This window comes from Deltaproteobacteria bacterium CG11_big_fil_rev_8_21_14_0_20_42_23 (assembly GCA_002796345.1).
Lineage (GTDB): Bacteria > UBA10199 > UBA10199 > 2-02-FULL-44-16 > 2-02-FULL-44-16 > 1-14-0-20-42-23.
Window position 1 is genome coordinate 100,224 of record PCXC01000028.1, and the last position, 15,608, is coordinate 115,831.

General features: G+C 40.5%; 14 protein-coding genes. 8 read left to right on the forward strand and 6 right to left on the reverse strand.

Annotated features, from left to right (window positions below):
* Position 1: 1 nt before the first annotated feature.
* Both COV43_03325 and COV43_03330 read left to right on the forward strand, forming a co-directional pair.
* Positions 2–961 carry a calcium/sodium antiporter gene (locus tag COV43_03325; GenBank protein PIR26029.1) on the forward strand — a complete coding sequence of 320 codons (960 nt, stop codon included), beginning with the start codon at positions 2–4 and terminating at the stop codon, positions 959–961.
* 103 nt (positions 962–1,064) lie between these two features.
* Positions 1,065–1,277: a cold-shock protein gene (locus tag COV43_03330; GenBank protein PIR26030.1), complete on the forward strand. Its 213-nt coding sequence runs from the start codon at positions 1,065–1,067 to the stop codon at positions 1,275–1,277.
* 29 nt (positions 1,278–1,306) lie between these two features.
* Here COV43_03330 and COV43_03335 read toward each other — a convergent pair whose 3' ends face one another.
* Positions 1,307–2,113, reverse strand: coding sequence for a hypothetical protein (locus COV43_03335; GenBank protein PIR26031.1), 807 nt, complete (start codon positions 2,111–2,113; stop codon positions 1,307–1,309).
* Here COV43_03335 and COV43_03340 point away from each other — a divergent pair.
* Positions 2,069–2,353 (forward strand): hypothetical protein, encoded by a 285-nt coding sequence (locus COV43_03340; protein ID PIR26032.1) that lies wholly within the window; start codon positions 2,069–2,071, stop codon positions 2,351–2,353. The two genes, COV43_03335 and COV43_03340, sit on opposite strands and share 45 nt — an antisense overlap.
* On the opposite strand, the gene COV43_03345 is transcribed toward COV43_03340, so the two are convergent.
* Positions 2,350–3,078: a hypothetical protein gene (locus COV43_03345; protein PIR26033.1), complete on the reverse strand. Its 729-nt coding sequence runs from the start codon at positions 3,076–3,078 to the stop codon at positions 2,350–2,352. The two genes, COV43_03340 and COV43_03345, sit on opposite strands and share 4 nt — an antisense overlap.
* Before the next feature lie 64 nt (positions 3,079–3,142).
* Between COV43_03345 and COV43_03350 the strand changes: the two genes are divergently transcribed.
* The 4 genes from COV43_03350 (at position 3,143) to COV43_03365 (ending at position 11,008) form a co-directional block, all read left to right on the forward strand.
* Entirely contained in the window at positions 3,143–4,876 is a 1,734-nt protein-coding gene (locus COV43_03350) for a peptidase M3 (protein PIR26034.1), read from the forward strand.
* A gap of 81 nt (positions 4,877–4,957) precedes the next feature.
* Entirely contained in the window at positions 4,958–7,495 is a 2,538-nt protein-coding gene (locus COV43_03355; protein PIR26035.1) for a leucine--tRNA ligase, read from the forward strand.
* Positions 7,496–7,517: 22 nt separating this feature from the next.
* Entirely contained in the window at positions 7,518–10,667 is a 3,150-nt protein-coding gene (locus COV43_03360) for an isoleucine--tRNA ligase (GenBank protein ID PIR26036.1), read from the forward strand.
* 17 nt (positions 10,668–10,684) lie between these two features.
* Entirely contained in the window at positions 10,685–11,008 is a 324-nt protein-coding gene (locus COV43_03365; GenBank protein ID PIR26037.1) for a hypothetical protein, read from the forward strand.
* A gap of 65 nt (positions 11,009–11,073) precedes the next feature.
* On the opposite strand, the gene typA is transcribed toward COV43_03365, so the two are convergent.
* The 4 genes from typA to COV43_03385 all read right to left on the reverse strand — a co-directional run bounded on the left by typA (position 11,074) and on the right by COV43_03385 (position 14,710).
* Positions 11,074–12,900 (reverse strand): translational GTPase TypA, encoded by a 1,827-nt coding sequence (gene typA / locus COV43_03370; protein ID PIR26038.1) that lies wholly within the window; start codon positions 12,898–12,900, stop codon positions 11,074–11,076.
* A gap of 150 nt (positions 12,901–13,050) precedes the next feature.
* Positions 13,051–13,269, reverse strand: a complete 219-nt coding sequence (locus tag COV43_03375; GenBank protein PIR26039.1) for a cold-shock protein — start codon at positions 13,267–13,269, stop codon at positions 13,051–13,053.
* A gap of 250 nt (positions 13,270–13,519) precedes the next feature.
* On the reverse strand, positions 13,520–14,131 hold the full coding sequence (locus COV43_03380) for a hypothetical protein (protein ID PIR26040.1): 612 nt from the start codon (positions 14,129–14,131) through the stop codon (positions 13,520–13,522).
* Between the two features lie 78 nt (positions 14,132–14,209).
* Entirely contained in the window at positions 14,210–14,710 is a 501-nt protein-coding gene (locus COV43_03385) for a glyoxalase (protein PIR26041.1), read from the reverse strand.
* Positions 14,711–14,943: 233 nt separating this feature from the next.
* On the opposite strand from COV43_03385, the gene COV43_03390 reads away from it, so the two are divergent.
* Positions 14,944–15,522 carry a hypothetical protein gene (locus COV43_03390; protein ID PIR26042.1) on the forward strand — a complete coding sequence of 193 codons (579 nt, stop codon included), beginning with the start codon at positions 14,944–14,946 and terminating at the stop codon, positions 15,520–15,522.
* Positions 15,523–15,608: the final 86 nt, after the last annotated feature.

The window sequence follows — 15,608 nt, forward strand, 5'->3', positions numbered from 1 at the left end:
AATGATTCTTTATTTATTTTGTCTTTTGTTTGGAATTTTGCTGCTCTTTTATTCAGGGTCAAAGCTGATTGACTATGCTGTTGTGTTGGCGAAACATCTTAAGGTTACTCCCGCACTTATTGGCCTTGTTGTTATTTCCATTGGCACTTCATTTCCCGAATTGTGCGTGAGTTTGCTTGCCGGTGCACAAGGTGAAATCAACTTGGCCATTGGAAATATCCTTGGTTCAAATTTATGCAATGTTGGACTTATCTTGGGTCTCTGTGCCATGGTCTCCGCGCTTCCCGTGGGAAGACAAATTGTAAAAACGGATTACTTTTTTCTCTTAACGGCAACACTTCTTGCGGGGTTTAGTCTTTACGATGGCATTTATTCCGTCATTGATGCACTTTTTTCGTTTGCTTGGTTTCTTTGTTTTTTCTTTTTTTCACTTCGAAAGTCGAAGCGTGATTTTAAAAATTCAGAACTTGAGCATGAGGTATCAGAAGAATATAAACACTTGAAAGATCTTTCAGCTTTTACCCTTTGTCTTTATTTTTTCTTTTCACTTATTGGATTATTTGCAGGATCAGAATTGCTTATCTATGGAGGTTCACATTTAGCAAGGGCCTTTTCCATTTCAGAACGGGTAATTGGTCTCAGTGTTGTGGCCATTGGCACGTCACTTCCCGAACTTATGGCTACTGCGAGTGCTGCCTTAAAAAAGCAACATGAAATGGCAATAGCAAATATTTTGGGTTCAAATATCTTCAACATCATTTTTATCCTACCCAGTTTGGGCCTTTTTGGCTCACATTCTATAGACGCTTTTTTTATCTCCAGAGATCTTTTGGCGCTTCTTATCAGTACGGTGATTCTTTTCCCTATCCTTTTTACGGGAAAACGAATTTCACGTTTTGAGGGCTTCATTTTGCTTGGAAGCTATTTTGCCTACTTTATCTTTCTTTTCAAAAATGGCTAAAAATGACTATTTTCTTGTCAAAAAATGAAATGACGATTATTATTAGCAAGTTACGTTGCATTTTTATAGAGCTCCAGGCAGGCGCTCTAAGAAGGAGGAAGGCATGTCAAAGCAGAAGGGTACTGTAAAGTGGTTCAACAACAAAAAGGGTTTTGGGTTTATTACTCCAGACGGCGGCGGCAATGATCTTTTCGTTCATTTCGCAAGCATCGTTTCTGAAGGCTATAAGTCCCTAAACGAAGGGGACAAGGTTGAGTTTGAAATTGGCTCTGGCCCTAAGGGAGAGCATGCGGTTGAAGTAACAAAAGTTCAATAACTACAATTTAATGTGCAATAAAAAGCCACTCATTTTTGGGTGGCTTTTTTGTTTTCCACGTTCTCTTTTTTCTGGAAGAGAACCACGGTTTCTGCAGGGCGAATTAAATTCCACGTGAAAGAATCTGCTAGCCACTCGAAAGTTTTGTCTTGATAAAAACTTACATGGCTTGGATCTTGATGATACCACCACGTTGCAAACGATTCCTTTTCTTTTACCACCTGCGTCATCAGCGCAAGATATCCTTTGGGTCTGAGAAGTTTATGAAGAAGAGCAAAACTTTTTTCTGGTGAACAAAAGTGTTCGATGACTTCTGTTGCGGTCACAAAATCATATTGAGTGAGCAGAAGTTTTTCTTGAGGGGAAAAATAGGGATCATAAATATCCATTTTCATCCCATGCCGCTCTAGCAACGTATGAAGCGTTGGCCCAGGACCAGAACCAAAATCAAGCCCATGGCTTCCTTTAGGGATATGGTGAAGCAAAGGTGTGATGAGTCGGTACAGAAACGCAACATATCCTTCATGCTCAATGCTGTTGTTATGGTTTTGATAAATTTTTTTCTCTGCATCAATGGGAAGATGATGGGCAGGATCCAAAAAAATGAGTGAGCAGGTATCGCATTCAAAGTATTGCTTTGTAGGAGTGAGCGGTTTTCTTTTTTCAAAGAAAAAATGTGCAGATGAAGTACATAATGGACAGCGCATAAGTTCACACATCACAGCTCTTGCAAGAAAACAAGTGACAAGCGCTAAAGCATCTCTTAAGAAGAAAAAAAACAAGGGGGAGAAATGAAAGAACTTTTGGAGAAATTTATGGGAATGAGAATGAAGCATAAAGCGATGGCGATTGTCCCCATAGCTCTTGGAGGTGCAATTCTTGCGTTTGTGCTTGGAGCTCTTATTGCTCCAGCGCTTACAATGGTGTTTATGTTTGGTTTTTTATTCGCACTCGTAGCACTTGTGAGAAAAGCAATGGTTTGTCCTCACTGCAAACAGCCATTCAGGCTGAGTTTCCGGACGAACTACTTTTCTTTTCCAGGAGATAATTGTCCAAATTGCGGAAAAGAATTTTAGATGAGGTGAAGAAATGCCTCAAAGACAAGTTTGCTTAATTCCATAGAACGATGAATGTTTTTTTCGGTTTCTGTTTCTACTTTTTCCAGCCCGTTTTTTCCCCAAAGAGAAAGTAAATCTTCCTGATATCGAGGAATGTTCATCCAACGTTGGATGGTAGGAACATCAACTTCGAGGTGAAATTGAAACCCATACACTTTGTCGCCATACCTTATTGCTTGATGTGAGCATGTTTGAGTGGAAGCAAGAAGGGTGCAAGCACTTGGAAGTGAGAAGGTGTCACCATGCCATTCAAAAATATATTCATGGTCAATATGCTTTAAAAGGGGATCCTTTTTTCCATTTTCAGAAATTTCCATTTTATACCAACCAATTTCGTGTTGAGTATGTTTTTGTACTTTTCCACCAAGAGCTTTTGCAATGAGTTGTGAACCAAGACAAATGCCAAGCACCGGGATATCCAATGCTATAGCCTCTTTGATGAGTTCTGTCTCATAAGCAAGAAAGGGATATTGCTTCGTTTGGTTCACGTTCATGGGGCCACCCAAAAGAATAAGAGCTGAAGCACCATTCAATTTTGGTTGAGCCTCTGGATTTTTTCCAAAGTTGATACAGTCAACATTGAACCCTTTTTCCTTAAGCATCGGATAAAGTGTTCCTAAAATTTCATAGTCTACATGCTGTAAAACAAGAATTTTTTTCATCAAGCATTCCCCTTGCGTCATATGGATGAAGCTGTTAACATCAAACGGCGCGTAAATTCAAGAAACAAGTAAGGAGTGGAAGAAAATGAGTGATGTCCTCAAGATAAAAGCAGTGCGAGCTGAAGAATTTCCCAGAACTTTTACGAAAAGGGTGAAATCGTTTTCTCACTATCCTGAAATTGAGCCGTGTTACAAAGCGTTAGAAAAAAACATCAAAGAAGTGTCGCAACCGAAGGACCTCGAACAATGGTTGCTTGATTATAGCGAATTAGATGCTGCATTAAATGAAGAGCATTCTCGCCTATATATCGCCATGACCTGCAACACCGCTAACGAAGCGGCAAGCAAGGCTTACCTTACATTTATTGAAGAGATTGAACCCCAGTTGAAGCAGTGGAATGATAAACTTATCAAGGCTTTTCTTGCTGCTGATCATTTAAAAAATCTTGATCAGAGACGCACCGAAGTTTTGGTGAAAAAAATGAAAAACAAAGTAAAATTATTTCGTGAAGAAAATATCCCGCTCCAAACCGAAGACAGTAAATTGGGACAAGAGTACCAAAAAATTTCAGGTGGTATGACAGTGCAGTGGGAAGGCGAAGAAAAAACTCTAAAGCAAATGGCTTCATTGATGGAAGAAACAGACCGTGCAAAACGTGAAGCGGTTTGGACTTTAGTTGATGCTTGCAGAAAAAAACATGCTTCGCAACTGGATGAAATTTTTTCAAAGCTCGTCAAGAATCGTCACCAAAGAGCTATCAATGCTGGGTTTAAAAACTTTCGTGATTATCAGCATGCTTCATATAACCGTTTCGATTACACACCAGATGATTGTTTTACTTTTCATCATACCGTTGAACATTTGGTGGTCCCACTTTTAGAAAAATTACGGAGTGAAAGAGCCAAAAAACTTTCGCTTCCTGTATTAAGACCTTGGGATCTCGCTGTTGATGCAGATGGAGAGCAGCCTTTACGTCCGTTTACAAAAGCTACGGAACTGATCGATGCTTGCCAGAATATTTTTTCATCACTGGATGATGACCTGGCTGCGCAATTTAAAAAAATGAACGAGCTCGACTTGCTTGACCTCGAAAACAGAAAAGGGAAAGCGCCTGGTGGCTATCAATCAACCTTGGATGAAGTTCGTCTTCCGTTTATTTTTATGAATGCAAGTGGAACCAATCAAGATCTTTTCACTTTGCTTCATGAGGCAGGCCATGCCTTTCATGCCTTTGCTAGTCGCGAAGAACCGTGGGTGGCATATCGTCACGCACCTATGGAATTTTGCGAAGTGGCATCAATGTCCATGGAACTGATGGGCATGGATTATCTGCAAAATGTTTATCGTAATCCCCATGAAACAAAGCGCGCAAAGCGAGATATTCTTGAAGACATTTTAGTAAAGCTTCCATGGATTGCCGCTATTGATGCCTTTCAACATTGGATTTACCTCAATCCAGAACACACAGCAGAAGAGCGCGCACAGCAGTTTTGCCAGCTGATGAAACGCTTCAATCCTGGCATCGACTGGTCTCAATACGAAGAATCGCTTGGTCGGCAATGGCAAAAACAACTTCACCTTTTTGAAGTTCCTTTTTACTACATCGAATATGGTATCGCCCAACTTGGGGCATTGCAGCTTTGGTTGAAATATAAAGAGAACCCCGCTGAAGCGCTTGCTGCCTACAAATGCGGACTAAGTCTTGGTGGCTCCAGGCCACTTCCAGAGTTGTTTGATGCGGCCAGTATTCACTTCGATTTTAGCGAAAAAACCATTGTTCCGGCCCTGGCAAGTTTGCGCAAAGAACTCGACCTCTAAAATCTGGCAACACTTCAAGGAAGCGGCTTAAGGCGTTGAATTCGCTTGCAATTCGAGGATGCTATGCTATCCGCGAGGGCTATGAAATATTCCCCATCCCACATAGAACCCAAATGGCAGAAGGCCTGGAGAGAAAACGGTGTTTTCAAAACTCCCACAGATCTTGCCGTTTTAAAGCAAAAACCAAAGTATTATATTCTCGACATGTTTCCCTATCCTTCCGGTGCAGGCTTGCATGTGGGCCATCCTGAAGGCTACACCGCCACCGATGTGCTCGCACGCCTAAAACGAATGCAGGGTTTTCACGTGCTTCATCCTATGGGCTGGGATGCATTTGGTCTGCCCGCAGAGCGAGCTGCCATGCGCAGTAAAAGGCATCCGGCTGAAATCACCAAAGAAAATATTTCAAACTTCAAAGGCCAAATTGAACGCTTGGGTTTTAGCTACGACTGGGACAGAGAGCTGAGCACTACCGATGAAGATTACTACAAATGGACGCAGTGGATTTTTCTCAAGTTGTATGAACGCGGACTTGCCTACATGGCGGAAGTGCCCGTCAACTGGTGCCCAGCACTTGGAACGGTTCTAGCCAACGAAGAAGTGAAAGACGGCGTTTATGTGGAAACCGGCGATAAAGTAGAGCGCCGTTTAATGAAACAGTGGATGCTGAAAATTACAGCCTATGCCGAACGATTGCTGGAAGACTTAGAAGAACTAGACTGGCCTGAAGGTGTAAAAGAAATGCAACGCAATTGGATTGGAAAATCTTACGGCGCTGAAATAGAGTTTCATGTAAAAGATTTTGAGCATCGCTTTACGGTTTATACTACGCGCCCAGATACCTTATTTGGGGCAACATATTGTGTGCTTGCACCAGAACATGACTTGCTAGAGCGCATTTGTAGCAACGAACAACGCGAAGCAGTAGAAAAATACCAAGAACAGGCAAAGCACAAAACTGATCTTGCCAGAACTGATCTTGCCAAAGAAAAAACAGGTGTTTTCACTGGTGCCTATGCTGTTCATCCCGTTACGGGAAAACCACTTCCCATATGGATTGCAGACTATGTGCTCATTACGTACGGAACCGGTTCAATTATGGCGGTTCCTGCTCATGACGAACGAGACCATGAGTTTGCAAAAACTTTTTCACTTCCCATTTTGGAAGTTATTTCTGGTTCCGAAAAAAATATTCAAGATTGCGCTTATGCCGGCGATGGCAAACTGATTAACTCAGATTTTCTTAATGGTCTTGATGTCGAAGAAGCCAAGAAAAAAATGCTTGCTTGGCTTGAAGAACAGAAAAAGGGAACTTCAAAAATTCAATATCGTTTGCGCGATTGGCTTTTTTCAAGGCAACGCTATTGGGGCGAGCCCATTCCCGTTCTGCATTTTGAAAATGGCTCAACCGTACCTGTAAGCGAAAGTGATTTGCCAATAACGCTTCCACAAATTGATGAATATGCTCCAACAGAAGATGGCGAGCCGCCACTAGCAAGAGCAGATAAAGACTGGCTTTGCGTCGATCTTCCGCAAGGAAAGGCCTGGCGAGAAACAAACACCATGCCGCAGTGGGCAGGCTCTTGTTGGTATTACCTTCGCTATATTGATCCCAAAAATAAAGAAGAAGCTTGGTCTGCAGATTTAGAAAAATATTGGATGCCGGTTGATCTCTACATAGGTGGAGTGGAACACGCCGTGCTTCATTTATTGTATGCGCGATTTTGGCATAAAGTCTTGTTTGACTGTGGCTATGTCTCAACAAAAGAACCATTTCAAAAACTTTTTAATCAAGGAATGATTCTGGCTTATAGCTACCAAGATGCGCGTGGAAAATATTATCATCCAGATGAAGTAACAGAAAAAGAGGAAAAATATTTTACACAAAGTGGTGATCCCCTTGTTTCGCAAGTAGAAAAAATGTCGAAGTCAAAACAAAATGTAGTGAATCCGGATGATGTCGTGCAGCAATATGGAGCAGATGCCATGCGGCTTTACGAGCTTTTCATGGGTCCGCTTGAAAGTTCGAAGCCATGGCAAATGGATGGAGTTGAAGGCATCAATCGCTTTTTATCTCGTGTGTGGCGTTTGGTCATTGATGAGCAAACAGGCGAAAAAAATCAAAAGCTTCAAGCAACAGATCCTACAACTGAACCAACACTTTTGAAAGCCCTTCACAAAACCATCAAAAAAGTAAACGATGATACAACTCATTTGCAATTTAATACTGCCATTTCTCAAATGATGATTTTTATCAATGAAGCATCTCACGCAGCAACGCTTCCACTTGATATTGTTTCAACTTTTTTAAAGCTCTTAAATATTTACGCACCACACATTGCAGAAGAACTATGGCAACAACTTGGAATGAACGGTTTTATCTGCCAGCAAAGATGGCCAAGTTATGATGAAAAACTTACGGTTGATGATACCATTCAGTTGGTGGTGCAGATTAATGGGAAAAAGAAAGAAACCATTGAAGTGGCAAGAGATGCCAGCCAAAAAGAATTAGAAAAAATTGCACTGGAAAATGAAAAAATAAAATCGCAACTCGAAGGAAAAACGGTAAGAAAAATTATTGTGGTGCCTTCACGACTTGTAAATATTGTGGCGACTTAGTCTTAAGGTTTGGAGAACATTTATGTCTCGGCAAGAAGAAGCTCTTCAAGAGCAGGAGAAAGAAAGCCAATTTAGTTTTGTTCAGATGGAACACAGTGTGCTTGCGTTTTGGGAACAAAACACTGTCTTTGAAAAAAGTTTAGAAAAAACAAAAAAGAAACCAATTTATATTTTTTATGATGGCCCTCCTTTTGCGACAGGACTTCCTCATCATGGCCATCTTGTAGCCAGCACCATTAAAGACATCATCCCGCGTTATTTTACGATGCAAGGCAGATATGTAGAACGCCGCTTTGGCTGGGACTGCCATGGTTTGCCCATTGAACAAGAAATCGACAAGCACTACCAAATGTCTGCAAGCGATTATGTGAGCAAGCATGGTTTGAAAAGTTACAACGATGAATGCCGCGGCATTGTTCAAAAGTATACGGGTGAATGGAAGAAGACAATTACGCGTTTGGGCCGTTGGGTTGACTTCAAAAACGATTATAAAACTATGGATCTCGAGTTTATGGAATCGGTTTGGTGGGTCTTCAAACAAGCGTGGGAGAAGGGGCTTATCTATCAAGGCAGAAAAGTGGTTCCTTATTCTACAGAACTTCAAACCGGGTTATCAAATTTTGAAGCCACTTCAAATTACCACACCGTGCAAGATCCAGCTCTTACCGTTCTCTTCAAACTGAAAGATGAAGATTGCTTTATTGCTGCGTGGACAACTACTCCGTGGACACTTCCTTCTAACTTGGGACTTTGTGTTCACCGCGATATCGATTACGTAAAAGTTCAAGATGAAGAACACAAAAGAAGTTTTTATATTGCCGAATCAAGATTAGCTCCGCTGCAAAAAAAATATCAACTTACACTTTTAGAAACCATAAAAGGAAGTGAACTTGTTGGTAAAAAATACGAACCTCTTTTTCCTTATTTTAAAGAGAAAAAAAATGAAGGCGCTTTTGTTATTTTAGCAGACGACTACGTTTCAATTGAAGATGGAACTGGAGTGGTTCATCTTGCTCCTGATTTTGGAGAAGACGACAATCGTATCTTCGCAGAAGCAGGTCTAAAAGCAGTTTCCGCTTGCCCAATAGATGCAGCTGGAAAATTTACGTCCGAGGTTTCTGACTATGCTGGTGTTTTTGTGAAGGATGCTGACAAAGACATTATCAAAAAACTAAAAGATCGAAATCTTGTTTTAGATCACACGACGATTGAACATAATTATCCTTATTGCCCTCGAACTGACACTCCACTTATCTATAGAACATTGCCTCAGTGGTATTTGAATGTTGAAAAAATTAAAGACGATATCGTTGCTGCAAATTGCCAAGTGAATTGGGTGCCTGAACATATCAAAGAAGGCCGCTTTGGAAAGTGGCTTGAAAATGCAAGAGATTGGGCCATTTCGCGGAACCGATATTGGGGAACGCCACTTCCTATTTGGATAAATTCTACAACGGGAAAAGCTTATTGTGTGGGCAGCAGAGAAGAGTTGGAAAAATTAACTCAAGAAAAAATTACTGATTTACATCGTGAAAATATTGACCAGCTCAGCTTTAAACTTCAAGGAGAAGAGGGTGAATATCAACGCATTCCAGAAGTTTTAGATTGTTGGTTTGAATCTGGTTCAATGCCATACGCGCAACTTCATTATCCTTTTGAAAACGAAAAAATATTTCAAGCAGGTTTTCCTGCAGAATTTATTGCTGAAGGTTTGGATCAAACACGTGGTTGGTTTTATACCTTGATGGTGCTTTCAAGCATGCTGTATCAAAAGCCAGCTTTTAAAAATGTGATTGTAAATGGCTTGGTGCTTTCTTCCGATGGCAGAAAGATGTCAAAGCGTTTGAAAAATTACACGCCACCCGATGTGCTGATGGAAGAATATGGTGCAGATGCTTTAAGGCTTTTCTTGATCAACTCTGGAGTGGTGAAGGGTGAGGAACTCAAATTCACTGATGAAGGCGTAAAAGACATGGTACGCCGCGTTTTGCTGCCATGGTATAACGCGTTTAAGTTTTTTGACACGTATGCTTCTTTGGATAAATGGAAGCTTCAAGATCATTTTGTCGAAGGTAAAAATATTACAGATCAGTGGATTGTTTCAAAACTTCAAAGCCTTGTTCATGATGTAAGTGAAGAAATGAATGCTTATCATTTGTACAACGTTGTTCCGCGACTTTTTTCCTTCATCGAAGATCTTACCAATTGGTATATTCGCTTGAATCGAAGACGTTTTTGGGAAGAAGGTTTAGAGAAAGATAAGCAAGAAGCCTATTCGGCTTTATATCTTTCTATAAAAACACTTTCTACATTAATGGCACCTTTTGCGCCGTTTTTATCGGAACATATTTTTCGTTCTTTAAAAAAATATGCGGATGATCAACACGAATCTGTTCATCTTTGTGATTTTCCTAAAGCTGACGAAAGCAAAATAAATAAAACACTCGAAGATGCCATGGGAAGAATGCAGCAAATTATTTTGCTGGGCCGTCAGAAAAGAAATCAAGAACAAGTTAAAATTAAAACTCCGCTTCGAACTCTTAGCATTGTTCATCGAAGCGAAGTGACATTGAATGAAATAAAAAAATTGGAAGGCTACATTCGAAGTGAACTGAATATCAAAGAAGTAAACTACACAACAGATGAACAAAAATTCATTAAACTCTATGCAAAACCAAACGCACCGTTGCTTGGAAAACGTTTTGGAAAACAATTTGCTCAGATTAGAAAACTTATTACTGAGCTTGATTCAAATGCCCTGAGTGAATTTGAAGAAAAGTGTGAATTGATGCTTTCCGGCGAAACTTTTTCAGCAGATGATCTTTTGGTTTTTCGTGAAGCTCTTGAAAATACCCATGCTGTTTCGAATCGATTTATCACCATTGATCTTGATTGCACTTTGGATGAGGCTCTTATTTTGGAAGGGTTTGCACGAGAAGTTGTGAGCAGAATTCAAAAGCATCGCAAAGAATCCGGATTGGAAGTTTCCGATCGCATTTGCTTAAGTTTATCAGGATCGAAGAAAATTGAAGAAGCCGTAAAGCTGCATAAAGACTACATATCCCAAGAAACGCTAGCGGTTTCATGTGAGATTGTTCCAAATGCAAAACAGAGTGAAAGCACATTCGAAATTGGTGATGAGCTTTTAAATATTCAACTTCATAAAGCATAACAAACGAAGGAGTTATCATGGCAAACGTATGTGAAATTACCCGAAAGAAATCTCCAAAAGCAGAAGCAGGAAAAAAATCTGTACTTCAAAAGCGAAAAATTGAACTTCCAGAATTTAAAACGGCTTACAGACTCCATGTTTCTGAAGAAGGTCTTAAAGTGCTTAAAGACAAAGGTGGACTCGCAAGTTTTTTAAAAGAGCAAGACGAGAAAAAACTTTCTGCTAAACTTCAACGCGTTAAAAGAAAACACGGACTCGTAAAACAAGAAGAGAAAAAAGCCGAAGAAGCACCAGCTGCAGAAACTGTACCAGCAGCTAGCGAAGAAACTGTAGCGGAATAAGATTGAGCATGAAGACAAAGTACAACTCTTTACCCCGCACAAAATGCGGGGGAGAGAGTACGTGCTTAGTCTAAGTTTTTTGTTTTTAGTTTTCTTTTGTTTTGATCGAGAATTGCTTTGCGAAGACGAACGCTTTTTGGTGTCACTTCAACTAATTCATCGTCTTGAACAAATTCAATGGCTTGTTCCAAAGTGAGGGGTTGAATTGGGGTAAGGGTAACCGCTTCATCTTTGCTGGTTGTTCTAATATTCGTAAGTTTTTTCGTTCTGCTTGGATTTACATTCAGATCATTTTCTCGATTGTACTCTCCAATGATCATACCTTCGTAATGAGGTTGACCTGGAGTAATGAAAAGACGGCCGCGCTCTTCTAAATACCACAATCCGTAGGCAACCGCATTTCCAGAGCGATCAGCTACGAGTGAGCCAGACTTTCTGGTTTCTATGGTGCCTTTCATTTCTTCGTATCCATCGAGTGAAGAATTGAGAATTCCAGTTCCTTTTGTATCGGTCATAAATTCATTTCGAAACCCAATTAAACCACGTGAAGGAACTTTAAATTCGATACGAGTTCTTCCGCTGTTGCTTGCACCATCCATATGAACCATGATGCCTTTTCGGCGGCCTAATTTCTCGGTGACAACTCCCGCGAATTCTGAATCTACGTCTACAATAACATGTTCGATAGGCTCGTGTTTTTTTCCATCAATTTCTTTAAACAGAATGCGAGGCTTTCCAACCGCCAATTCAAAATCTTCACGACGCATCTGTTCAATAAGAATAGCAAGTTGAAGTTCTCCGCGGCCCTTTACAATATAGGCATCTCCCGTGGGGTCTTTCTCCACGCTAATGGCAACGTTGTACAATGTTTCTTTAAAAAGCCTTTCACCAATGCGAGCTGATTGCACAAACTTTCCTTCTTTTCCAGAAAGGGGAGAGGTGTTCACCATAAACGTCATGGCAACCGTTGGTTCTTCAACATGAATACGTTTGTAAGCTTTGATATTATCTTTGTGGCAAATGGTATCACCAATATGTACATCTTCAGCACCAGATAAAATAACAATCTCGCCAGGCCCTACTTCAGCCACATCTTCATATTGAACACCTTTGTACACCTGTAAATGAGATACACGAAGAGGAAGTACTTGATCATTTTCTTGTATGCACACAAGCTGGTCATTTTTCTTTGCAGAACCATTCATCACTCTTCCAATGGCGAGTCTTCCTGTGTAATCAGAATAGGCAATGTTGCAGACTATCATCTGAAACGGTTCTTGATCATCGTATTTTGGCCCTGGGATTTCATTTACAATGGTATCGAAGAGAGGCTTTAGGCTATCGGATTCATCGCTTAATTCTTTTTTTGCAATGCCATCACGGCCAACTGCATACAGAAGAGGAAATTCGATTTGCTCATCAGTTGCACCAAGGTCGATGAAGAGATCGTAAATTTGATTTACCACTTCCTGAACTTGAGCATCTTTTCGGTCGATTTTATTAACGACGACAACAATTTTGAGATGTTCACTCAGCGCTTTTTTAAGCACGAAGCGGGTTTGCGGCAGGGTACCTTCTGCAGAATCGACAAGCAAAATTGCTCCATCCACCATGAAAAGTGAGCGTTCAACTTCACCTCCAAAGTCGGCGTGACCTGGAGTATCGATGATGTTGATTTTGGTATCACCATACAAAATGGAACAATTTTTTGCGGAGATGGTGATGCCTCTTTCACGTTCCAAATCGAGGTTGTCCATAAGACGTTCTGCCACTTCTTGGTTTGAACGGAAAAGGCCACTCTGTTTGAACATCTGGTCAACAAGCGTTGTTTTTCCATGGTCAACGTGAGCGATGATGGCGATGTTACGAATTTTTTTATTTTCTTGGTTCATTTTTTTCTCCGAGCCGGCGCTTCTAGCCTAAAGCTCACATCAAGTCATTCTTTTCTGGATCTTTGTGGGAATCATTTTGAAGAGGGTAAGCAGATATAAAAAAACCGCCTAGAGTGATCCAGGCGGTTTTAATGTGCTTGCGTAAAAAACTTATGACTGAAGTTTTACTACGTCAGTTGCGTTCTCACCTTTTGGTCCTTGACCAATGCTGAACTCAACTCTTTCGCCTTCAGCGAGTGTTTTGTATCCGTCAGCAACGATGTTGCTGTGATGTACGAAAAGATCATTACCTTCGCCATCTGGAGTGATAAAACCAAAACCTTTACTGTCGTTGAACCATTTTACGGTTCCTTGCTTCTTGTTGGACATACTGTCCTCCTTAACGTGATATGCTGTAGTTCTTTGTACTGATGAATTAAGGGATGATGATTATTCCAACAAATACCCTACTTAAAACCTCGTACTGCAAATACTACAACGGTTGTTATACCGGGACTTCTTAGTCTTATAAGCACCCCAAAAGCAAGCTTTTTTTTCGTTCCCTGACGTTTTTTGCCTGAAATTACTTCCTTTTTTCCTTCCATTATGGACCGTTTGGAAGTTTTGAGCATTGAGGGGCCTATTTGAGGGATGAGCCAAAAAGAAACATAGGGCCAACGCTAAAGGAAAGATCCGAGGAAAATTTGGTGCCAGAAGTGGTTTGTACCGTGGAAAAGTAGTTTCGCACAGATGCCCGCAAGCCTAGCCAAGAGCAACGGGGGAAGTAGATTTTGATCCCGCCACCCAAAAAACCACTTGGCCGGTTGGAGCTGTTAATCCTCAAAATCCCGCCACCTAGGCTTGTGAAAATTTCACTTTCGATGACCGTTTTTTTCGAAAGAAATGCTGCTGGAATGTTGAAGGTAATGTTGCCCTGAAAAGAGTAAAGATGGTCATTTGTGATCAGGCTTCCAAATTTGCTGCTAGCGTCATACTGAATCTGAGACCAGCCAAACTCGGAACCCACCGATATTGCCGGGGTGATACGATAATCAAAATGTGCGCCAGTATGAAAAGAATGTGAAAATTTATCGCCTAAATAATCACCAACAAAAGGAGTGAGTTCGAATCTTTTTACAGGAGCATCACGCAAATGAAATTGCAGTTCTTTTGGGATATCAGTTTCACTTGCTTGTGCGTGAAACGAAAAAAATGAAAAGAAACAAATCAAAAAAAATATTTTTGCGTGCATGATGTGTCCAATGAAAAAGAGAATGGCCTTCGTATCAGAAGCGTTGATAATTTACGATTTAAAAATACAGTGCAGCTTTTACTTTTCCGGGTAATGGCTGAGAGCCAATCGATTTCCTTCTGGGTCTCGAAAGTAAAGCGAATATTCAGTTTCGTGTTCAAGCAGAATTTTTTGCTCTTGTAGTTTGGTTTTCCAAACTTTTCTTTCAGTTTTGGAGATGGCCAAAGAAAGCAAGTGCCATCCCGAAGTGTTTTCACTTTTTTTCATCTCTTCACTCTGCTCCAACATGAGGATTGCATTCTCGCCAAGTGAAAACCAAGCAGAGCGAAGTGTTCCGTTTTCTGTGCGATGGTCTTGGAGGTGTTCCAAACTGAGAAAATCCCGATAGAAGGGCAGAAGGTGTTCAAGTTGTTTTGTTTTGAGTGCAATATGATGGAGATGTAGTTTTTTTTTCATACACGTTGTCCTTTTTTGAGCACAACCTTTTCGACAAGTTGTGTCATTTTTCTTTTCGGAAGAATATATTTTTTTAAAGAAAAAAATGAAAGCTGAATTCTTTATTTTTTCATTATTTACCACTTCACTTCTTTCCTAGTTCATGAGCTTCGTTTCACTCTTCGTTTGACATGCTGCGTAAAATACATTTTATCCGACAAGCTTTTTGCGAATTCTTTCACAATTTTTTCTAGAATGGAGTGGTGCATGAATAAAATTTCCTCTTTTTCTCGTCGGTCATTTTTCTGCTCTTCCTCTCTTTTCCTCTTTTCAATTCATGCGGCGGAAACTCAAGCCAGACAAACACTTCCCTTGATTTGTCTCAGGATGATGTAGCGAAGGTTGTTTCACCAGCTCCCGAAGGTTGTGATGATTGCATTCTCATTTCTGAGATTCCAGTTTTAGATGGAACTACCTTTCCGTTTGCATGTGAACGAACGTCTGCAAGTGACAATTTTTCAGATAAGAGCCAAGAGTGCACACAGCAGCAGTTGTCGAATTTGATTGAGACGCATAGACCATCAAGAAGGAATGAAAAGAGAGACCCTGTAAATGGTCAAGCAGATCCAACTCATTATTCCAATTATCCTGTCACAAGAAGTTATCTTGATAATTCATCTACACACTGGCATGTTTTCACTGAGTATGCAGTTGATGAGTTGATTCAAGAAAATCTAGGTGGTTTAACTTATACTTTGCATAATTCCTCTACAAACACTTGGGTTCGCGCATTCCATCCTGCTGAAGATTGGAATTTGTCAAACGGGGCCGATGATCTAGAGCATATTTATTCCATTGGTCGCGGCATTGTTATTTTTAGAGGTGTATCTTACGGAAATACAGTTCAAGTTCTGCACAAAGCATGTCCAAATAGAGATCCAAACCATAGCCTATAATGGCCTGACAAAACTGGACCATCAGATTTGAAAAATAAGTTCCCCAGGATGTATATAAAACCCTGGAGGAGATATGACAAAACGAA